Source organism: Xanthobacter cornucopiae, assembly GCF_043195065.2.
In the GTDB taxonomy this organism is placed as follows: Bacteria; Pseudomonadota; Alphaproteobacteria; order Rhizobiales; family Xanthobacteraceae; genus Xanthobacter.
The window spans coordinates 2,611,986-2,632,840 of the sequence record NZ_CM195531.1 but is presented as its reverse complement, the minus strand read 5'-3'; the positions used below and the strand labels follow the sequence as shown (position 1 = coordinate 2,632,840).

Below are 20,855 nucleotides of genomic sequence, written 5' to 3'. Positions count from 1 at the left end.
AGCTCCGTCCGACCTCACGCGGCCTTGGCAGCGACCAACTCGTCGATGCGCGCGCACAGGTTCTTGAGCACGAAATATTGCTCGGTCGTGGCCTTGCCGTCGTTCACTTCCTGGGTCCACTGCTCCAGCGGCAGCTTGATGCCGAACGCCTTGTCGATGGCGAAGGCGATATCCAGGAAGTCGAGGCTGTCGATGCCCAGATCGTCGATGGCGTGGCTGTCCGGCGTGATGGTGTCCCGCGGGATATCGCACGTTTCCGCGATGATGTTGGCCACCGTGTCGAACGTGGAAGACATGGACTGACGCCTCTCGTGTACTGGCCGTTCCCCGCCGCACCCGCAATGTGCGGGCGGCGCGCTGCCGACGGCCACGGCCGAGGGTGCGGCCGGTCTGGCCCTGGGATGAGTTGACGGCCCCTATAGCGAACGCTGGCGGAGGTTTCAATGGTCCGTCCGGCAGGTGTCCGCCGGACCCTGCGTCAACCGATCCCTCCGCGTCCGTGTGTCATCGCACGCCGCCCGGGCGGCCGCAAGCGCCGCGCTGGGCTTGCCGCCGGGCGGTGTGGTCAGATCGGCCCCTGGAAGGTGTTGCACTGCTGGGTGGAGCCGGTCTTCAGGCCGCGCGTGAACCAGGCGACGCGCTGGCGCGATGAGCCGTGGGTGAAGCTGTCGGGCACCGCATAGCCCTGGGACTGCTTCTGCAGGCGGTCGTCGCCGATGGCGCTGGCGGCGTTGAGCGCCTGTTCCACGTCGCCTTCCTCCAGGATGCGGTAGCGCGCGTTGGCATGGTAGGCCCACACCCCGGCGAGGCAGTCGGCCATCAGCTCCACCCGCACCGAGAGCGCGTTGGCCTCCGCCCGCGAGCCGGCGCGGGCCTGGGCCTGCTGTACCTTGGGCAGGATGCCGATGAGGTTTTCCACGTGGTGGCCCACCTCGTGGGCGATGACGTAGGCGGAGGCGAAGTCGCCGCCGGCGTTGAAGCGGGTCTTCATTTCCTGGAAGAAGGAGAGGTCGAGATACACCTTCTGGTCCAGCGGGCAGTAGAACGGGCCCATGGATTTCTGCGCGCCGCCGCAGGCCGAGCGGGTGGAGCCGGAGAACAGCACCAGCTTCGGGTCCTGATAGGTCCGCCCCTCGGCGCGGAACAGGTCGGTCCACACGTCCTCGGTCTGCGCCAGCACCTTGGCGGCGAAGGCGCCGAGCTGGTCCTTGGGGGCGCCGGGGCTGGCGCCCTGCGGCGCGGTCTGGCGCGGCGGGGCATATTGCTGCTGCTGGCCGCCGCCCATGCCGTTGATGGCCTCGAGGCCGCCGATGAGCACCGCCGGATTGATGCCCAGCGCCCAGCCGATGATGCCGACGATGATGAGGGTGCCGATGCCGAGCCCGCCGCGTCCGCCGGGCATCTGGAAGCCGCCGCCGCCTTGGCCGCGCCGGTCCTCCACGTTGTCGCTGGAGCGGTAGTCTTCCCAACGCATCGGCTCGCCTCCTGCGCGCACCCGGCGACGTCGCGCGGGCCGGCGGCGGCCGGGCGCGGCGCCCTCGCCTTGTGTTACACCGCGCGCCGCGCGCTCACCACCCCCGCCCCGTCGGGGACCCCTCCGGGAGCCGGGGCGGGACGACCGGGATTCGCAGGGGCTTCGATGTTTCGTGCTATGTGCCGGTGGCGAGCCCGGACAGGGGGAGGAAACGCACGATGGCCAAGGGGCGGGGCGCCGGCCCGACGAAGGACCGCGACGCCGACGACGGCTTCGCGTGGCTGGATTTCAGCCGCGAGCGGGCGCTCATGGCGCGGGGCATCCTTCCGGTCGCCGGAGCGGACGAGGTGGGGCGCGGGCCGCTGGCCGGTCCGGTGGTGGCCGCGGCGGTGGTGCTCGATCCCGCCCGCGTGCCCGCCGGCCTCAACGATTCCAAGAAGCTCTCGGCGGCGCGGCGCGAGGCGCTCTACGCGCAGATCTGCGCCAGCGCGGAGGTGGCGGTGAGCCTCGCCCCGCCGGCCCGCATCGACCGCGACAACATCCGCCAGGCCACCCTGTGGGCGCTGGCCCGGGCGGTGGCCGGCCTGCCACGCCCGCCGGCGCTCCTCCTGGTGGACGGCAACGACGCGCCGGAGGTATCCTGTTCAGTCGAGACCATCGTCGGCGGCGACGCGCGGGTGGCCTCCATCGCCGCCGCCTCCATCGTCGCGAAAGTGGTGCGCGACCGGCTGATGACGCAGCTCGGGGCGGCTTTTCCCGCCTACGGCTTCGAGCGGCACATGGGCTACGGCACCGCCGCCCACACGGCGGCATTGCGGACGAACGGGCCGTGCCGCCACCACCGGCGGTCGTTCGCCCCGGTGCGCGCGCTGGTGGCGCCCGCCGGGGAGGCCGGCTGAGGGGGCCGGCCGGCGCGCGGGATGTCGGCGGCGCGTGTGCGCCGCAACCGAAGGGTGTATATGCGGGAGGCTGGCACGGGAGCGGGGGCGATCCGCGCCATCATCGGGATGGATACGGGTCGGGGCTCATGACGATCACGCCAGCGCGTCGCGCCTTTCTGGCGGCGGTGCTCATTTTCTGTGCCGGCCTCGCCGCCAGCTTCGCCGGGCAGCGGCTGGCCCGGCACCTGCTGCATTCGGGGGCGCAGGCGCGCTTCACGGCCGACGCCGCCTCGGTGGTTTCCGACATCGGCCAGCGCCTGCGGGCCCATGCCGAGGTGCTGGTGAGCATGCAGGGGCTCTACGCCACCGTGGGGCGCATCGACCGCGCCCAGTTCCAGCGCTATGTGGACGTGCTGGATCTGGTGCGGCGCTATCCGGGCTTCACCGCATTGCAGGTGCTGCGGCGCGTGTCACCGGAGGACCTCGACGCCTTCGTCGGCGAGGTGCGCGCCGATACCAGCCTGGACGGGCGCGGCCAGGGCGCGTTCGCGATTCATCCGCCCGGCCAGCGGCCGGCCTATTATGTCATCCATTTCATCGAGCCCATGCGCGGCAACGAGGGCGCGTTCGGCTTCGACGTCGGCTCCAATCCGGCCCAGCTCGATGGGCTGGAGCGCGGCGCCGGCACCGGGCGGATCGTCGCCACGCCGCCGGTGAAGCTGGTGCAGGACGCCAGCGGCGGCCTCGGCTTCATCCTGCGCGCGCCCATCTACCGGGTGGGCGTGCCGGTGGCCAATGCCGAGCAGCGGCGTGCCGCCCTGCTCGGCTTCGCGGCGGCGGTTTACCGCCTGAACGACCTGATGCAAGGCGCCCTCGACGCCCGCACCCTCCAGCAGATGATCGTTCGCGTGGTGGATCGCGGCTATGCCAAGGTCTCGTCCGACGGCGTGGTGAGCGCCGCGCCCGAGGATCCGGACGCCGAGGGCACCTTGATGTACGACAGCCGCGAGCCCAACCTGCGGCTGGTGACGCCGGTGGCGTCGGCGCCCATCGGCATCAGTGCCGATCAGTCCCTGGTGGTGGGCGATCGCCTGTGGCGGGTGCAGTTCGCCGCTAAGTCCGGCTCCACCTACGAGGTGGATCGCGCCTTGCCGGACCTGGTGCTGGCCAGCGGCGCCATCATTTCCCTGCTGGCCGGGGTCATGGCCTGGTCGGCGCTGCGGGCACGCCGCCTGTCGGGAGACCTGCACGCTTTGGATGTGGAGCAGCGGGCGCTGGTGGAAAATCCGCTGGCCGGCGTGCTGTTCCTGCGCGGGCGGGTGGTGGCGCGGGCCAATCGCCGGGTGGCGGAGCTGTGCGGCCTGGAGCCGGAGGCGCTGGCGGGGCAGGACATTTGCGCCCTGCTGGCCGACGCCCATGAGCTGCCGGCCTTCCTGAGCGCCCTGGAGGCGGTGGAGCGGGGCGGCACGGCGGGGCTGGAGCTGCAGCTGAAGGGTCGTGACGCCCCGGTGCCCGTGGACACGTTCGGCCGGCCGCTGACGCCGGGCGGGCGGCGCGGCGCCAGCCACACCATCTGGGTGGTGCAGGACCGGACCGACGCCCTGCTGCGCGAAGCCGAGCGCCAGGCCCATGGCCTGGCGTTGAGCGCGGCCAACGCGCGCCTGACCGCCTCGCTGCACGCGGCGGAAACGCGGGCGGGGGAGATCGCCCTGCTCACCGAGCTGAGCGGGGTGCTGCAGTCCTGTCGCGGCATGGAGGAGGTGTTCCGCTCGGTGCAGACCTATGCGGTGCGCCTGTTTCCCGGCGAGGCCGGGGCGCTCTACGTGCTGAACGCGGCGCGCGACCAGGTGGTGCGCGGCAGCCGCTGGGGCCAGCCGGTGATGGATGTCGCCGCCTTCGCGCTCGACGAATGCTGGGCGCTGCGGCGCGGGCGGGTGTTCCCGTCCTCGGACGCGGCGCGCGGGCTCACCTGCACCCATGTCGCCGCCGGCGCGCGCCATGCGACCGAGGTTCCCGCCGCCGGCGGGATGGAAGAAGTGCCGGCCTATGTGTGCCAGCCCCTGTTCGCGCAGAACACGCTGCTGGGCCTGCTCTATCGCGAGACGCCGCAGGCGCTCGGCGGCAGCGCGGCGCAGCTCGCCACCATGCTGGCCGAGCAGGTTTCCCTCGCCATCGCCAATATCGAGCTGCGGGAGCAGCTGCGCGGGCAGGCGCTGCGCGATCCGCTCACCGGGCTCGGCAACCGCCGCTACCTGGAGGGCGCCTTGATGCTGGAGGGCGCCACCGCCACCCGCGCCGGCCGGTCGCTGGCCCTGGCGCTGCTGGATCTCGACCATTTCAAGCGCATCAACGACACTCACGGCCATGAGGCGGGCGACGCGGTGCTGCGCGCCATGGGCGAGGTGCTGAAGGAGCGCACCCGCGTCACCGACATCGTCGGCCGCTATGGCGGCGAGGAATTCTTGGTGCTGCTGCCCGATACCGGCCTCGACGGCGCCATCGCCGTGGCCAACCACCTGCTTACCGCCGTGCGCCGCCTGAAGGTGCTGTGGCCCGGCGGGGTGCTGGAGGGCATCACCGCATCCGTCGGCGTCGCCGTGTTCCCGTCCCATGTGGAGCGCACCGAGGATCTGGTTGCCGCCGCCGACGCCGCGCTCTATCGCGCCAAGAGCGCCGGGCGCGACCGCATGGAGATGGCTCGGCGCCCGATGCCGGACGAGCATGTGCCCGCCGGCCTGTGAGGGAGAAACCCATGCGCCGTCCCGACAACACCTTCAAGCACGCGCTTCACGCCGGGCGTCAGCAGCTCGGCCTGTGGTGCTCCATTCCGAGCGCCCTCACCGTGGAGGCGGTGGCCGCCTCGGGCTTCGACTGGCTGCTGATCGATGCCGAGCACGCGCCCAATGACGTGGCCGACATCCTGGCCCTGCTGCAGGCCACCGCCACCGGCAGCGCGCACCCGGTGGTGCGGGTGCCGTGGAACGATGCGGTGATGATGAAGCGGGTGCTCGACCTCGGCGCCCAGAGCGTGCTGGTGCCCATGGTGCAGAGCGCCGAGGAGGCGCGGGCGGCGGTGGCGGCCACCCGCTATCCGCCCCACGGCGTGCGCGGCTTCGCCGGCAACGTGCGGGCCACGGGCTTCGGCCGCTTCTCCGACTATTTCACCCGGCACGAGGCGGAAATGTGCGTGCTGGTGCAGGTGGAGACGGTGGAAGCGCTGGAACGGGTGGAGGAGATCGCCGCCGTGGAGGGCGTGGACGGCGTCTTCATCGGGCCCGGCGACCTGTCCGCCTCCATGGGGCTGCTGAACCAGACCCGCCATCCCAAGGTGGTGGAGGCCGTCGAGGCGGGCCTGCGCCGCATCCGCGCCGCCGGCAACCGGCCGGGCATCCTCGCCAACGATGCCGCGCTGGCGCGGCGCTACATGGCGGCAGGGGCGGCATTCACGGCGGTGGGCATCGACATCATGCTGCTGGTGCGCGCCGCCGACGAGCTGGCGCGCCAGTTCAGCACCTGACACTGTCCGCGCCTGACGCCGCCGGCGCGCCTCATACCATCGGCCCCGGTCTTCGACCGGTGCCAAGCGGGTCCGCTCAACCGCCGCGCGCGCTTGGCCAAAGGCCCATGAGGCACGCCCACGGCACGCCCACGGGCCTTTGCTCTCAGCCCTTCAGCGCGCGGCGGATCACCTTGCCGGTGGTGGTGAGCGGCAGCTCGCTCACGAAGCTGATCTCGCGCGGATATTCATAGGCGGCGAGGCGGGTGCGCACGAACGCCTGGATGTCCGCCACCAGCGCCTCCGACGGCGCATAGCCCGGCGCCAGGACCAGCACCGCCTTGACGATCTCGGTGCGCAGCGGGTCGGGCTTGCCCACCGCCGCCGCCAGCGCCACCGCCGGATGGCGCAACAGCACGTCCTCGATCTCGGCCGGGCCGATGCGGTAGCCGGCGGAGGTGATGATGTCGTCGTCACGGCCGAGGAAGTGGAAGTAGCCGTCCGCGTCCCGCCGCGCCAGGTCGCCGGTGAGGAACCATCCGGCCTTGAACTTCTCCGCCGTCGCCTCTGGCCGGTTCCAATAGGAAAGGAACATCACCGGGTCGCCGGCGCGCACGGCGATCTGTCCCATCTCGCCGATGGCGGCGGGCGCGCCCGCCGCGTTCAGCACTGTCACGTCGTGGCCCGGCACCGCCTTGCCGGTGGCGCCGGCGCGGGAGACACCCAGCGCCGCGTTGGAGCCGATGACGTAGTTGCACTCGGTCTGGCCGTAGAACTCGTTCACCTGGAGGCCGAGCGCGGCGCGGCTCCAGTCGAAGGTCTCGGCGCCGAGCGCCTCCCCCGCCGAGCCCACCGTGCGCAAATCGAAGCCGAAGCGGGCCTTGGGCGTGGGCACGGCGCGCATCATCTTGAGCGCGGTGGGAGGAATGAAGGCGTTGCGCACGCCGGCCGCGGCCATCAGCGCGAACGCCGCCTCCGGATCGAACTTGCCGCGCGGCTGCACCACCACCGGCACCCCCAGGGCGAGGGCGGGGAGCACCGTGTTCAGCAGGCCTCCGGCCCACGCCCAGTCGGAGGGGGTCCACATGCGGTCGCCGGCATGGGGCAGGAAATCATGGGTGAAGCGCACCCCGCTCACATGCGGCAGCAGCACCCGATGGCCATGCAGGGCGCCCTTGGGCTGGCCGGTGGTGCCGGAGGTATAGATCATCAGCGCCGGCGTGTCGGGGCCGGTGACGACGCCGGTCGGCCGGTCGGCCCCCTTGGCCACCAGGTCGGCGAAGGCGAGTGCGTCGTCGCGGGCGCCGTCCACATTGACGAGGAGCGTGAGCGAGGGAGAGCGGGCCGCGACCTTGGCGAGGCCGGCATCGTCGGTGACGAGCGCCCGCGCGCCGGAATCCTCCAGCCGGTAGGCGAGGGCCTCCACCCCGAACGCGCCCGCCAGCGGCACCGCCACCGCACCCAGCTTGTAGACTGCAAAATGGGTGGCGAGCACCTCCACCGACTGCGGCAGCAGGATGCCCACCCGGTCGCCGGCGCCGATACCCTGCGCCGCCAGCCCATGGGCGAGGCGGTTGGAGAGGCTGGCGAGCGCCCCATAGGAGAAGGGGGCGAAGCCGCCGTCGGCGGGCAGGTAGAGGGCGGGGCGCTGCGGTTCGGCGGCGGCCCAGTGGTCACAGGCGTGGGCCGCCATGTTGTAGGTTTCGGGCAGGTCCCAGCGGAAGGCGCGGCTCAACCCGTCGTAATCGTGAATATCCGGCAGCATCCGTCGCAGTCCATGCCTCGCCCATCGAAACGGGCGGGCACGCTAGCGGGTCGGCGGGCCCGGGTCCATGATTGGTTTGCGGTGCCGCAAAGGGTTCCGTTGCGGCGCACGCGTCACCCCGGGGCGCCGGCCCGGTCGTGCCGGCTCAGCGCTCGTCGGGCTGGGCCAGCACCAGGGCCCAGTAGACCTTGTATTTGGAATTGGGCGCGTTGGCGCTGGCGATCCCCATGCGGGTCATGCCCGGGGCCAGCATGTTCTTGTTGTGCGAGGGCGAATCGCGCCAGCCGGAAAACGCCTCGGCGAGCGTGTGATAGCCGGCGCCCACATTCTCGACCGCCAGCTTGGCGGAATAGCCCGACGCCTTCATGCGCTGGATGAAGGTGCGCCCGCCCACCTCGTGGGAGAGGTTGTCGGCCCGCGCCATGGCGTTGGCCTGCTCCTGCGCCACCTGGCTCAGGACCGGGTCGAGGGTCACCGGAGTGAGGCCGCGCGCGGTGCGATAGTCGGAGATCATGGAGGCGGCGGCCTCCGCGTCCACCGGTTTCCCGGTCTTGGCGAGGTTGGTGTAGAAGGCGGGCTGATCGTTCAGGTTGGTGTCGGTGGTGCCACAGCCCGCCAGCATCAGGGCCAGGGCGAGGCCGCACCCCACGCGGCGGTAGCTCCAACGGGGGGGAAAGACGGCGCCCGGGAGAGCGCTGAAAGGGGCGCGCATGGCGGCTCCTGCTGACAATGGCGGCCGAACGGGCGGCGGAGCATCCCGGACGAACGCGACGGCCGAGTTCGGCGGACGGACGCGCCGGCCTCGGCGCCCCGCCGGGCGGGCGCTGAGGCCGGCTGGTCTCCTTGTGCGCCCGGCCCGGTGTAGGAGGCGTTAATCCCCCTGGGAGAGCGGCCGCGCCGCCGGGGTCAGGCGCCGTCGGGCAGGGGCCCGGCGCGCGGCGGCACCAGGTCGGCGGGGGCGCGGGTCAGGGCGGCCCAGGGCTGGACCGCCATGCCGATGCCGGCCTCGCGGAAGCGCGCCAGCAACTGGAAGTGCAGGTCGCTTTTCACCGTCAGCGAATAGTCCACGTTCGCCACCACGCAGCGCAGCTCGAACACCATGCCGCCTTCGACGAACTTGGTGAGGAACACCCGCGGCGGCGGCGATTGCAGCACCTGCGGGTGAATGCAGGCGCAGCCCACCAGGATGTCGCGCACCTTCTCGGGATCGGCATCGTAGGCGACATTGACGGAGACGATGACGCGGCCGGTGGTGTTGGCGTGGGTCCAGTTCTTCACCATGCCGGTGATGAGGTCGGTGTTGGGCACGATCACCGAGGCGCGGTCGAAGGTCTCGATCTCGGTGGAGCGCACCGAGATCCGCCGCACATAGCCTTCCTCGCCCTTCACATTGATGGTGTCGCCCACCCGGATCGGCCGTTCCGCCAGCAGGATCAGGCCCGAGACGAAGTTGGACACGATCGCCTGGAGGCCGAAGCCGATACCCACCGAGAGGGCGCCGGCCACCAGGGCCAGGTTCTCCAGGTTGAGCCCCAGCTCGCTCATCGAGGCCACGACGGCGATGATGACGCCCACATAGCCGACGATGGTGGAGATGGAGGATTGCAGCGACGGCTCAAGCCCGGTGCGCGGCAGCAGGGCGGTGGCGATCCAGCGCTGCAGCCCGCGCGCGATGGCCACGCCCACCAGCAGGAAGATCACCGCATAGAGCACGCTCGACAAGGTGATGGTGATGGAGCCGATGCGCACCCCGAAGGTGACGCGCTCGACCGTGTCCATCACGTCGGCGGAGGAGGCGCCCCAGCTGCCGACGATGAGGAAGGCCGCCACCACGAACAGCAGCACCTTGAGCAGGGCGGCGATGATGACGCCGATCAGCTCCAGGTTGGTGGGCTTGAGGCCCAGGGTCTTGGACAGGTGCCGGGCGCGCGGCGTGTCGGCGGCCAGGCCAATGCCGAAGAAGGCGTCGATGAGGCCGTAGAGCACATAGAGGATGCCGAGGATGGCGCTGGCCACCACCACGCGGGCGGCGACGAAGGCGGCGAAGCCCACATAGCCGGTCACCAGGGCGCCGATCAGCAGCGCCACCACCAGCCAGACCAGGAACCGCACCCAGTGCCGCCCCTCGATGGGATGGGGCTGGCCGGCCTTGGCCTCCGTCGGCGGCGCATTCTCGTCCTCTTCCTCGGAGCTGGCGAGGTGCAGCAGGAAGCGGGCGATGAACACGGCGATGAGCAGCGCCATGACGGCGCTGGTGACCACGGTCAGTCCCAGCGGCACGAACAGCACCCGGTGCAGGGCATTGAGCACCGAGGCGATCGCCAGCGTCCACACCGCCCACGAGAAATAGCGGAAGGTGATCATGGCGGCGCGGTCGGAGATGGGCGGCATGCGCCGCCAGGGCTCTCCGGGCGCCAGCATGGCCCGCGCCGCGCCGGTGCCGATGGCCTTGATGATGACGGCGAGGGCGATGCCGTGCACCAGGTCTTCCGCCCGTGGCGGCACCAGGGAGAAGGTGTCGATCAGCGCCACGCCGAGAATGGTGGCGAGCGGGGCGACGGTGGCCTCCAGCAGCAGCACCTTCAGCGCCTCGCGCGCCGAGCGCAGGCGGCCGAAGGTTGTCCCGTCCGGCGGCGGCGGGGTGCGCAGGCGGGCCCGCACCCAGCGGCCGCCGATCACCACCAGAGTCACCACCAGGAACGTTCCGGCGAGGATGCCGGTGAGCGCCAGCGGCTGCTGCTGCCGGGCGGCATAGCTGCTCCAGTCGCTCACCAGCAGCTGGGTGGAGTGGGCCTCGGCGCCAATGGCGGCGACCGCCGCCGTCCACAGGCTGGGGTCGAGGATGGAATCGGAACGCTCGAACAGCTGGCTGGTGAACATGGCCCGGCGCCGGGCGCTGATGCGGTCGGTGGCCTGGGTGCCACGATCCGCCAGGGTCCGCACCGGCACCAGCACCGCATCCAGCTCGGCGACCACCTTTTGCAGGCGCTCGCGGTCGGCGGTGACCGCCGGGTCCTCGGGCGGGGCGCCGTCGCCGGGCTTGGCGGGAATGGACTTCAGGCGCGCCCGCGCGTCGGCGAGGCGTGGGCCGATCTCCTCGGCGAGCTGCTGCAGGTCGCGGCGGACCGGGTCGAGGCGGCCCCGCAGGTCGTCGAGATCGCCGGAGCGCAGCCCGTCCACCGACAGCGCCGCTTCCAGGGCGTCGAGGGCGGCGCGATGGCTCTCGATCTTGTCGCGGGCGGCCAGCACCACCGGGTCCGGCGGCAGGGCCGCCGGCTTCGGCGCCGGCGGTTCCACGCCGGGCGTGGCCGGAGGCGCGTCGGCTCCTTTGGCCTCGCCGATGCCCTTGGCCTCGCCGGCCTTGGCGGCGCCAGCATGGGGCGCGTCGGCGGCGGGCGCCTGTTGGGCGACGGCGAGCGGGCCCGCCGCGAGCGCGGCGGCCCACAGCACCAGCGCGGCGATCAGCACCTTCGAGTTCGGCAAACGCATTCCCTCACCTCCGAGCCGGCGTTCCTGTCGCGGGAACGCGGCAGACTCAAGGCGGCAAACCGTCCTGACGCCGCGTATGCGGCGAGGATCGGCGGCGCGACAAAATTTCTGGCGTCGGCGCGGCGGTTGCCGCTAAGTCGGGAGGTGCCGGACCCGCCCCCATGCCCGGCGTGCAGTGAGGTTCTCCTTGATGACCCAGGCCGTTCCCGTCAAGCCCGCTCCGACCGATCCCGCCGGGCCTGACCCGGTGGGACTTGCCGCCGCGCTCGTGCGCGCGCCCTCCGTGACGCCCGACGCGCGGGCGGCCCTGGAGATCGTGGCGCGGCACCTGGAGGCGGCGGGCTATCGGGTGGAGCGGCTCGACTTCGCCTCCGACGGGGTGCCGGTGGTCAATCTCTATGCCCGCATCGGCACCGAGGGGCCGAACCTGTGCTTCGCCGGCCATGTGGACGTGGTGCCGGTGGGCGACGCGGCGGGCTGGACCCATGGCCCGTTCTCCGGCGAGATCGTGGACGGCTACCTGTACGGCCGGGGGGCGGTGGACATGAAGGGCGCGGTGGCCGCCTTCCTCGCCGCCGCTTTGCGCCACGGGCGGCCGGCGAATGGCTCGCTCTCCTTCCTCATCACCGGCGACGAGGAGGGGCCGGCCCTCGACGGCACGGTGAAGGTGGTGGAGTGGCTGGCGGCGCGGGGCGAGAAAATCGACCATTGCGTGCTCGGGGAGCCCACCAATCCGGCGGCGCTCGGCGATGCCTTCAAGATCGGCCGCCGGGGCAGCCTGTCCGGCATCGTGACCGTGACGGGCGTCCAGGGGCATGTGGCCTATCCCCACCTCGCCGACAATCCGGTGCCACGCCTGGTGCGTCTGGTGGCGGCCCTGACCGGGGCGCCGCTCGACGCCGGCTCGGATTTCTTCCCGCCGTCCAATCTGGAGGTGGTGGCGCTGGAGGCGGGCACCGGCGCCTTCAATGTGATTCCGGCCGAGGCCACCGCGCGCTTCAATGTGCGCTTCAACGACTATTTTTCCCTGGCCAGCCTCAAGGCGGAGATCGCGCGCCGGCTCGATGGCGCGGGAGAGCCCTATGGGATCACCTTCCCGCCGGGCGCGAGCGAGAGCTTCATCACCGCGCCGGGTCCGTTCGTGGACATCGTCGCCGACGCGGTGGAGGCGGTGACCGGGCGGCGGCCGGAGCCCTCCACCTCCGGCGGCACATCGGATGCGCGCTTCATCAAGGACCTGTGCCCGGTGGTGGAATTCGGCCTGGTGGGCCGGACCATGCACAAGGTGGACGAGGCCACGCCGGTGCAGGACATCGAGGACCTGCGCGCCATCTATAGCCAGATCATCACGCGCTATTTCGCGCAGTTCGCCTGACCCCGCCGGAGAAACCCAGAATGAGTGTTGCCGAAACCGCCTTTCGTCTTGATGTGAACGGCCGCGACATCGCGGTGCGCGCGCTGGCCGGTTCCGCGCCGGGGGTGCTGTGGCTCGGCGGCTTCAAGTCCGACATGACCGGCACCAAGGCGGAGCGTCTGGCCCAGCTCGCCGCCGCCCGTGGTCAGGCTTATGTGCGCTTCGATTATTCCGGCCACGGCGCCTCCGCAGGCGCCTTCGAGGACGGCACCATCTCCCAATGGCTGGAGGAGGCGGTGGCGGTGTTCGAGCGCTGCACCCAGGGCGACCAGGTGGTGGTGGGCTCGTCCATGGGCGGCTGGCTGGCGCTGCTGCTGGCGCGGGCGCTGGCGGCGAAAGGCGAGACGCGCCTCAAGGCGCTGGTGCTGGTGGCGCCGGCGGCGGACTTCACCGAGACCCTCATGTGGGCGCGCTTTCCCGCCGAGGTGCAGAGCGAGATCACCGTCACCGGCCGTTTCCTGAAGCCCACGCCATATGGTGGGGAGCCCTATGTCATCACCCGCGGCCTGATCGAGGACGGGCGGCGCCACCAGATCCTGGGCGCGCCGTTCGCGGTGGGATGCCCGGTGCGCATCCTGCAGGGGGCGCAGGATGAGGAGGTGCCGTGGGAGCACGCCATGCGGCTGGTGACCTGCCTTTCCGAGGACGACGTGGTGTTTTCCCTGGTCAAGGACGGCGACCATCGCCTGTCCCGGCCCGAGGATCTGGAGCGGCTGGCGCAGGTGGTGTGCGAGTTCCTGTGAGGGCGCGGCCGGCGCCCGGGTTGGGCGCTGGCCGGTTTGCTCAGGCTTCAGCCGGCGTCGCTGCCTCGGCCGGTTCCGCCGACCACGCCGGCATGCGGGCGATGAGGTAGCGATAGGGGGCCAGGAACACCGCGACCATGGCGAGCTTCACGGCATAGTCCGCCACCGCCCAATTGGTCCAGGGCAGGTCCGTGCCCGAGAACGCCAGGCTGAAGAACACGACGGTGTCGATGGCCGAGGACAGGCCGCCCGAAACCGCCGGCGGCAGCCACCACGCGCGCTGGCGCAGGGTGTTGAACACGGTCGCATCCAGCAGCTGGGCGACGATGAAGGCGGTGCCGGAGGCGAGCGCGATGCGCGGGGTGGCCAGCAGCGCCGAAAGGGCCAGCGCCAGGGCGAAGCCGGCGTAGATCACCTGCCGGGTGCGCACCAGCCCGAGGCGGCGGTTGGTGAGGTCGTTCACCAGGAAGGTGAAGGGATAGGTGAAGGCGCCGTAGGTGAGATAGTCCTGAAGGCCGAACGGGGCGAACGGAATCTGCACCAGGATGTTGGCGGCCAGAACGGCCGCGCACATGGCAAAAACCGCGAGCGCGAACGCCCGCGGTTCAGAACCCACCAGACGCGTGGTCGGGGACATCAGGCGGCGGGGGCCGCTTCCGCGCTGACCTGCGCCTTGGCGATGAGGCGCTTGAGCTCCAGCGCGCGGGGCGACAGCTCCTCGTCGCGGGCCTTCTTCAGGAAGGCGTCGAGGCCGCCGCGATGGTCCACGCTCTTGAGGGCGTTGGCCGAGATGCGCAGGCGGATCGAGCGGTTGAGGCTCTCGCTCTGAAGCGTCACGTTGCACAGGTTCGGCAGGAACCGGCGCTTGGTCTTGCGGTTCGAGTGGCTCACGAGGTGGCCGGTCAGCACCGCCTTACCGGTCAGATCACACCGCCGGGACATGGCAGAAGTCCTTCTTCGTCGTTCTTGGCGCAGGCAACGCCATGTGGGCAGCAGGCCTCCTGTCTGGAGTCGCGCCCCGATGGCACTTACCCGCCGGATCGGGAAGCGGCTCCTATAAGGGGGAGCCGCCCCGCCGTCAAGGTCAGGGCCCGGAAACGGTGTCGGGACGCCGCTTTTCCGGGCTTTCCGGGGTCCGAGATCCGCGCCGGTGTTTCGAGGGGGAGACGGGGGAATCGCCGGACACGCCGCGTCGGGATCAGGGAATCGCGCCGAGGGTGGGCGCGAAAGGCCAGCCGCGCGCGTCACCGCGCATGGTCGGCCTCCGCCGGTGAATCCGCTCCGTGGCGGGCCCGTGCCGGGGCGGCGCGCACGCCCGGCGATCGCCGGTCCGCACGGGCGGAACAGGCGCGCGGCCGGGTTCGGGGATCGGCGGCGGCCGGGCGGGCGTGGCGCCCTACGGGTTTCCTGCACCCGGGGGCGGCCGGGATGGCCGTTCAGCGGCGGCCCTGGCCCAGGAAGGTTTCGGCGAACCAGCGCTCGAGGGTCATGGGCGGCTCCGCCGGGGCCTCGCCCACGTTGGCGGGGGGCAGGCCGGCTTGCCCCACCACCGGCGGCGGCCGGTCGTCGGGCACCGTCTCCGGCGGCGCCAGGGTGCCACCGGGGGCGCCATAGCCGAAGCCGCCGAAGCCGGCGGTGCGCGGCCCGCCGGGCAGCTCCGCCATGGGCACGCCCTGGTGCGCCACCTTCATGTAGCGGCTCCAGATTTCCACCGGCAGGTTGGCGCCGGACGCTCTCTTGGTCGGCGAGGAATCGTCGTTGCCGAGCCACACCGCGGTGACGAAGCGGGCGGTGTAGCCCACGAACCAGGCGTCGCGATAATCCTGCGAGGTGCCGGTCTTGCCGGCGGCCTCCCAGCCCGGCAGGTCGGCCCGGCGGGCGGTTCCGGTGATGAGGGTCTCGGTGAGCATGTGGTTCATCATGGCCGCATAGGCGGGGTCCATGACGCGCCCGGGACCGGAGCCGGAGCGCTGGTAGAGCACCCGGCCGTCGGCTTCCTTCACCGTGTCGATGACATAGGGGATGACACCGATGCCGCCGCTGGCGAAGGGCACGTAGGCGCCGGCCAGTTCCAGCACCGACACCTCCGATGTGCCGAGCGCGATGGAGGGGTTGGGGTCGAGCGGCGAGGCGATGCCCAGCCGGCGGGCGGTGGCCACCACCGCCTTCGGCCCCACCTCCAGGGCGAGCCGCACCGACACGGTGTTGAGCGACAGCGCCAGCGCGGTGGTGAGCGTCACCGGGCCGCGATAGTCGTGGGTGGAATTCTCCGGTTTCCAGCCCTTCAGCTGGATCGGCCCGTCCTCGCGGATGGTGTCGGGGGTCAGGCCGGCTTCCAGCGCGGTGAGATAGATGAAGGGCTTGAAGGCCGAGCCCGGCTGGCGGCGGGCGGTGACCGCGCGATTGTACTGGCTTTCCTGATAGGAGCGTCCGCCCACCAGGGCCTTCACCGCGCCATCGGTGTCCAGCGACACCACCGCCCCCTGGCTCACGCCGAACTTGCCGCCCGACTTGGCCAGGGTCTCTTCCAGCGCCTTTTCGGCGGCCTGCTGCAGGTCCGGCACGATGGTGGTGCGCACGTTCACGTCGCCGGAGAGCGGGCCGACATAGGAATCGAGCTGCTCCATCACCCAGTCGGCCACGTAGCCCATGGAATCGGGGGTCTTGGCGCGGGCGAGCTGGGCCGGCTTGGCCAATGCCGCCTGGGCCATCTCCGGGGTGATCATGCCTTGCTGGCGCATGGCGGCCAGCACCAGGGCGGCGCGCGCCTGGGCGCCCTTCAGGTTGCGGGTGGGCGCAAGGCGCGAGGGCGAGTTCACGAGGCCGGCCAGCATGGCGGCCTCGGCCAGCGTCACCTGGCGGGCCGACTTGCCGAAATAGCGCTGGGCGGCGGCTTCCACGCCATAGGCGCCGGCGCCGAAATAGACCCGGTTGAGATAGAGGTCGAGGATCTCGTCCTTGCTGAACTTGGTCTCCAGCCACAGCGCCAGCACCAGTTCCTGGACCTTGCGGGAGGCGGTGCGCTCCTGGGTGAGGAACAGGTTCTTGGCCAGCTGCTGGGTGAGGGTGGAGCCGCCCTGGCGCAGCCGGCGCGAGGTGAGATTGGTGACGAGCGCGCGGGCAAGACCCTCCGGGTCCAGGCCGAAATGGCTGAAGAAGCGCTGGTCCTCGATGGCCACGAACGCCTTGGGCAGGTAGGGCGGCAGCTCGCGGATGGGCACCGCCACCCCGCCCATGTCGCCGCGTACCGCCAGCGTCTTGCCGTCGGCCCCCTGGATGGTGACGGTGGGCGGACGCTTGGGAATCATCAGCGTCTGCATGGGCGGCAGCTTGGACGCCTCGTAGGCGATGACGCCGATGATCGCGATCACGCCCCAGACGGCGAGGATCAGGCTCCACTTGAAGAGCATCCAGACCAGCGAGCGGCGCCGGCGGCCGGGCCGCCCGCCCTCGGGGGCCGGCTTGCGCGGCTTCGGTGCGCCGCGGCTGTGGTCGCGCGTGGCCAGCTCCGGCTCTCCTCTGCCGTCCCGCGCCGAAAGCTCGGGCGCCAGGATTTCAGGCGCGCGGCCCCGGGCCGGCGCCGGCGAATCGGCGTCGTGGCCGGGGCGCGGCCGGTTCAGCGGGGGGATGCGGTCGAAGCGGTCGCCTACCGGCTCCTTGCGGACGGGGCGGGGCTTGCCGCGCGCGGTGGGCGCGCCGACGGACCGGTCTTCGGGGGAGAGACGGATGTCGAGCCCGGTGTCCGGGCGCTCCATGGACGGATCGCGTCGCGTTTCCTCACCGTAACCTCGCGTCGCCATCGGCTGTCCTGTCGCTCCGCCGCTGAGCACTTTCGTGCGCTTCGCTGTCCCTTCCACCACTCAATTGGGGCGAAAACGGCGGCGACGGAGGCTCTCCCCCGTCTTTCCGTCCCGCGGTCCGGCCGATCCTGGCGGGTCGGCCGTGAAGGGCGGGTTAAGGGCGGGCGCGGCCGGCCCGGGGCGCAGGTGGCCCGACGCCGGCCGCGCGGCGACTCAGAACGGGCAGATGTCCCAGAAGCCGGAGGTGCGCGCCGGCGAGGTGTAGAACCAGCACATGCCCGGCTGGGGCGGCGTGCCGGCCAGGCTGACCGCGGCCGCGCCGGCGATGAAGCCGATGGCGGCGCCGGCGGCGATGGCGCTGCCCGGCGTCCAGGTGCGGCGCGGCTGGATCACCACCACATGCGGCGGCGGCGGCCGCCAGCCCGGCGGACGATGGACCGGCGGCGGCCGGTGCGGGGGCGGGCGATGCGCCGGCGGACGGTGGCTCGGCGGGCGATGCGCCGGCGGACGGTGGCTCGGCGGGCGATGCGCCGGAGGCCGATGCGCGGACGGGGGCGGGGGGCGGTGCGCGGACGGTGGCCGGTGCGCGGCGGGCGGGCGGCCGCTGCCCTGCCCCTGGGGGGGGCGCTGCGCGGCCGCCGGGTCGGGCATCGCCACCGGCGCCGCAAGGCCGATCACGAACGCCGCCAGCAGGCCCAGCGCCTTGGTCTTGATGAAGAATCTCACGATGGTTCCTTGCCGTCAGGTGAACGGGGCCGGTTCGAGGACAAGCGTTGTGCACCCCATTGCCTTGCCGCTTGGTGAATCCCGGGGCGGCGCGGGCGGACAGGCGGCGCAGGCTCGGCGCGCGGGAATCGCATGTGTCGTCATGTCGCCCCCTCGCTCGCGGGCGCCGATTGCGCTATTCATGAAAACTGCGATCCCGCACGCCAGATTCAGATCGACTACATGCCCGTCATCCGCACTCCGAAAGCCCATCGCGTCATCGGCGAACCGTTCGAGGGGCAGAAGCTCAAGGCCGAGGTTCGAGAGATCGCCAAGGCGCATCAGGGCAAGAGTCTGGAGTTGCGCAACGCCGTTGTCGCCTACCTGAAGAAGGCCATGCAGGAGGCGCGGGACGAGGCCGAGCGCCTGCTCATCGAGGACGGCTGCGGGCGCTGCTGCGCCATGCGCCTGTCGGCGTTCCAGGATGCCATGATCGCCAGCGCCTACGAGGTCGCCACCACCGTCCTCTACCCGGCTGACAACCCCTCCCGCTCCGAGCGCATGGCCATTGCCGCGGTGGGCGGCTACGGGCGTGGCATGCTGGCGCCGGGCTCCGACACGGACATCCTGTTCGTGCTGCCCTACAAGCAGACCGCCTGGGGCGAGAGCGTGGCCGAGGCCATTCTCTATATCCTGTGGGATCTCGGGCTGAAGGTGGGCCACGCCACCCGCTCGGTGGACGAGTGCCTGCGCCAGGCGCGCGCGGATTTCACCATCCGCACCTCCATTCTGGAGGCGCGGTACCTGGCCGGCGACGCGGCCCTGTTCCACGACCTGGAGGAGCGCTTCGACAAGGAGGTGGTGGAGGGCACCGCCGCCGAGTTCGTGGCCGCCAAGATGGCCGAGCGCGAGGAGCGCCTGCGCCGCGCCGGCCAGTCGCGCTATCTGGTGGAGCCCAACGTCAAGGACAGCAAGGGCGGCCTCAGGGACCTGCACACCCTGTTCTGGATCGCCAAGTACGTCTACCGGGTGCAGACCACCAGCCAGCTGGTGGCCAAGGAGGTGTTCACCCGCGAGGAAGCGCGCCTGTTCACCCGCTGCGAGGACTTCCTGTGGTCGGTGCGCTGCCACCTGCACTTCCTCACCGGTCGGGCCGAGGACCGCCTGTCGTTCGATGTGCAGCGCGAGATGGCGCAGCGCCTGGGCTACACCGAGCACCCCGGCCAGCGCGACGTGGAACGCTTCATGAAGCACTATTTCCTGGTGGCGAAGGACGTGGGCGACCTGACCGCCATCCTTTCCGCCGCCCTGGAGGAGCGCGAGGCCAAGCCGGTGCCGGGCCTGCGCGGCATGGTGGAGCGCTTCCGCGCCGGCTCGCGCCGGGTGACGCTGAAGGAAACCCCCGACTTCATCCTGGACCATGACCGGCTGAACGTGGCCGACCCCGACGCCTTCAAGCGCGACCCGGTCAACCTCATCCGCATCTTCCACGTGGCCGACAAGCGCAACCTGGCATTGCACCCCGACGCCATGCGGCTGGCGGCGCGCTCGCTGGCGCTGATCGACGCCAAGCTGCGGGACAATCCGGAGGCCAACCGCCTGTTCCTTGAGGTGCTGGCCTCCCGGAACGCGCCGGAAACCGTGCTGCGGCGCATGAACGAAGCCGGCGTCCTCGGCCGCTTCCTTCCCGAATTCGGGAAGGTCGTGGCCATGATGCAGTTCAATATGTACCACCACTACACGGTGGACGAGCATCTCCTGCGCTGCATCGGCATCCTTTCCGAGATCGAGCACAGGACCAATCCCGAGAACGGCCTCGCCAACGAGCTGATGGCCACGGTGAAGAACCGCACCCTGCTCTATGTGGCGATGCTGCTGCACGACATCGCCAAGGGCCGGCCGGAGGATCATTCCACCGCCGGCGCCCGTATCGCCCGGCGCCTGTGCCCGCGCCTGGGCATGACGCCGGTGGAGACCGAGACCGTCGCCTGGCTGGTGGAGCAGCACCTGGTCATGTCCACGGTCGCCCAGTCGCGCGACCTCTCCGATCGCAAGACCATCGAGAACTTCGCCGCCGTGGTGCAGAGCCTGGAGCGGATGAAGCTGCTCACCATCATCACCACCGCCGACATCCGTGCGGTGGGGCCGGGCACCTGGAACGGCTGGAAGGCGCAATTGCTGCGCACGCTCTATTATGAAACCGAGCCGGTGCTCACCGGCGGCTTCTCGGAAGTGGATCGCGGCAAGCGCGTCATCGCCGCCCAGAGCCAGCTGCGCCATGCCCTCGCCGACTGGCCGCAGGAGAAGGTCGAGGCCTATCTCGCCCGCCATTATCCCTCCTATTGGCTGCGCATGGACCTCGACGCCAAGCTGCGCCACGCCCGTTTCATCGACGCCACCGAGGCGGCGGGGCAGAGCATCGCCACCCAGATCACCATGGAGCCGGGCCGGGGGGTGACCACGCTGACGGTGCTGGCCCCGGACCATCCCAAACTCCTTTCCATCATCGCCGGCGCCTGCGCGGCGGCAGGCGCCAACATCATGGACGCCCACATCTCCACCACCACCGACGGGCTGGCGCTCGACACCATCGCCATCCGCCGCGCGTTCGAGCGCGACGACGACGAGGAACGCCGGGCCACCCGCATCCGCGAGCAGGTGGAGCAGGCGCTGACCGGCGAGGTGCGCCTGCCCGAGGTGATGGCCCGCAAGCTGCCGAAGGGCCGCCGCACCTTCTCGGTGGAGCCGGAGGTGACGGTGAACAATGCGTGGTCGAATCGCCATACGGTGGTCGAGGTCTCCGGGCTCGATCGGCCCGGCCTGCTGTTCGCCCTCACCAACACCCTGTCGCGGCTCAACCTCAACATCGCCTCGGCGCACGTGGCGACGTTCGGCGAGCGGGCGGTGGACGTGTTCTATGTGACCGACCTGATGGGGGCGAAGATCACCGGCGCGGCCCGCCAGTCCGCCATTCGCCGGGCCCTGATGGCGGTATTCGAAGGCAGCGTCGACGACGAGGAGGCCCCGCGCCGGGTGGCGCGGGCCTGATGCGGGCCGCCGGCGGCGATCACGAAGCGTGACGGCGTGC

Annotated in this window: 14 protein-coding genes and 1 pseudogene; 6 read left to right on the top strand and 9 right to left on the bottom strand. The window is 71.3% G+C overall.

The window, feature by feature from the left end:
* Positions 1 to 14: 14 nt before the first annotated feature.
* Both V5F53_RS11540 and ypfJ read right to left on the bottom strand, forming a co-directional pair.
* On the bottom strand, positions 15 to 296 hold the full coding sequence (locus V5F53_RS11540; RefSeq protein ID WP_012113283.1) for an acyl carrier protein: 282 nt from the start codon (positions 294 to 296) through the stop codon (positions 15 to 17).
* Positions 297 to 565: 269 nt separating this feature from the next.
* A complete protein-coding gene (ypfJ, locus tag V5F53_RS11535; protein ID WP_393997649.1) occupies positions 566 to 1,474 on the bottom strand; it encodes a KPN_02809 family neutral zinc metallopeptidase in 909 nt (302 codons plus the stop codon).
* 308 nt (positions 1,475 to 1,782) lie between these two features.
* Between ypfJ and rnhB the strand changes: the two genes are divergently transcribed.
* From rnhB to V5F53_RS11520, 3 genes are all read left to right on the top strand, one after another.
* Entirely contained in the window at positions 1,783 to 2,373 is a 591-nt protein-coding gene (rnhB, locus tag V5F53_RS11530; RefSeq protein WP_445329447.1) for a ribonuclease HII, read from the top strand.
* A 128-nt stretch (positions 2,374 to 2,501) separates the two neighbouring features.
* On the top strand, positions 2,502 to 5,096 hold the full coding sequence (locus tag V5F53_RS11525; RefSeq protein ID WP_393997651.1) for a diguanylate cyclase: 2,595 nt from the start codon (positions 2,502 to 2,504) through the stop codon (positions 5,094 to 5,096).
* A gap of 11 nt (positions 5,097 to 5,107) precedes the next feature.
* A complete protein-coding gene (locus V5F53_RS11520) occupies positions 5,108 to 5,872 on the top strand; it encodes an HpcH/HpaI aldolase family protein (RefSeq protein ID WP_393997652.1) in 765 nt (254 codons plus the stop codon).
* Between the two features lie 145 nt (positions 5,873 to 6,017).
* Here the strand turns inward: V5F53_RS11520 and V5F53_RS11515 are convergent, their stop codons facing one another.
* The 3 genes from V5F53_RS11515 to V5F53_RS11505 all read right to left on the bottom strand — a co-directional run bounded on the left by V5F53_RS11515 (position 6,018) and on the right by V5F53_RS11505 (position 11,105).
* Positions 6,018 to 7,616, bottom strand: a complete 1,599-nt coding sequence (locus V5F53_RS11515; protein ID WP_393997653.1) for an AMP-binding protein — start codon at positions 7,614 to 7,616, stop codon at positions 6,018 to 6,020.
* 145 nt (positions 7,617 to 7,761) lie between these two features.
* Positions 7,762 to 8,328, bottom strand: a complete 567-nt coding sequence (locus V5F53_RS11510) for a CAP domain-containing protein (RefSeq protein ID WP_393997654.1) — start codon at positions 8,326 to 8,328, stop codon at positions 7,762 to 7,764.
* Between the two features lie 194 nt (positions 8,329 to 8,522).
* On the bottom strand, positions 8,523 to 11,105 hold the full coding sequence (locus V5F53_RS11505) for a DUF3772 domain-containing protein (protein WP_393997655.1): 2,583 nt from the start codon (positions 11,103 to 11,105) through the stop codon (positions 8,523 to 8,525).
* 190 nt (positions 11,106 to 11,295) lie between these two features.
* Between V5F53_RS11505 and dapE the strand changes: the two genes are divergently transcribed.
* On the top strand, positions 11,296 to 12,480 hold the full coding sequence (dapE, locus tag V5F53_RS11500) for a succinyl-diaminopimelate desuccinylase (protein ID WP_393997656.1): 1,185 nt from the start codon (positions 11,296 to 11,298) through the stop codon (positions 12,478 to 12,480).
* Between the two features lie 20 nt (positions 12,481 to 12,500).
* On the top strand, positions 12,501 to 13,262 hold the full coding sequence (locus V5F53_RS11495; RefSeq protein ID WP_393997657.1) for an alpha/beta hydrolase: 762 nt from the start codon (positions 12,501 to 12,503) through the stop codon (positions 13,260 to 13,262).
* A 40-nt stretch (positions 13,263 to 13,302) separates the two neighbouring features.
* Here the strand turns inward: V5F53_RS11495 and V5F53_RS11490 are convergent, their stop codons facing one another.
* From V5F53_RS11490 to V5F53_RS11475, 4 genes and pseudogenes are all read right to left on the bottom strand, one after another.
* Positions 13,303 to 13,836, bottom strand: a complete 534-nt coding sequence (locus tag V5F53_RS11490) for a queuosine precursor transporter (RefSeq protein WP_393997658.1) — start codon at positions 13,834 to 13,836, stop codon at positions 13,303 to 13,305.
* A gap of 62 nt (positions 13,837 to 13,898) precedes the next feature.
* Entirely contained in the window at positions 13,899 to 14,204 is a 306-nt protein-coding gene (gene rpmB, locus V5F53_RS11485; protein ID WP_393997659.1) for a 50S ribosomal protein L28, read from the bottom strand.
* Between the two features lie 494 nt (positions 14,205 to 14,698).
* Positions 14,699 to 17,062 carry a transglycosylase domain-containing protein gene (locus V5F53_RS11480; protein WP_393997660.1) on the bottom strand — a complete coding sequence of 788 codons (2,364 nt, stop codon included), beginning with the start codon at positions 17,060 to 17,062 and terminating at the stop codon, positions 14,699 to 14,701.
* Positions 17,063 to 17,275: 213 nt separating this feature from the next.
* Positions 17,276 to 17,639: pseudogene (locus V5F53_RS11475) on the bottom strand (hypothetical protein); the annotation flags it as partial.
* A 371-nt stretch (positions 17,640 to 18,010) separates the two neighbouring features.
* Between V5F53_RS11475 and V5F53_RS11470 the strand changes: the two are divergent.
* Positions 18,011 to 20,815, top strand: a complete 2,805-nt coding sequence (locus V5F53_RS11470; protein ID WP_393997661.1) for a [protein-PII] uridylyltransferase — start codon at positions 18,011 to 18,013, stop codon at positions 20,813 to 20,815.
* The last annotated feature ends 40 nt before the right edge of the window (positions 20,816 to 20,855 follow it).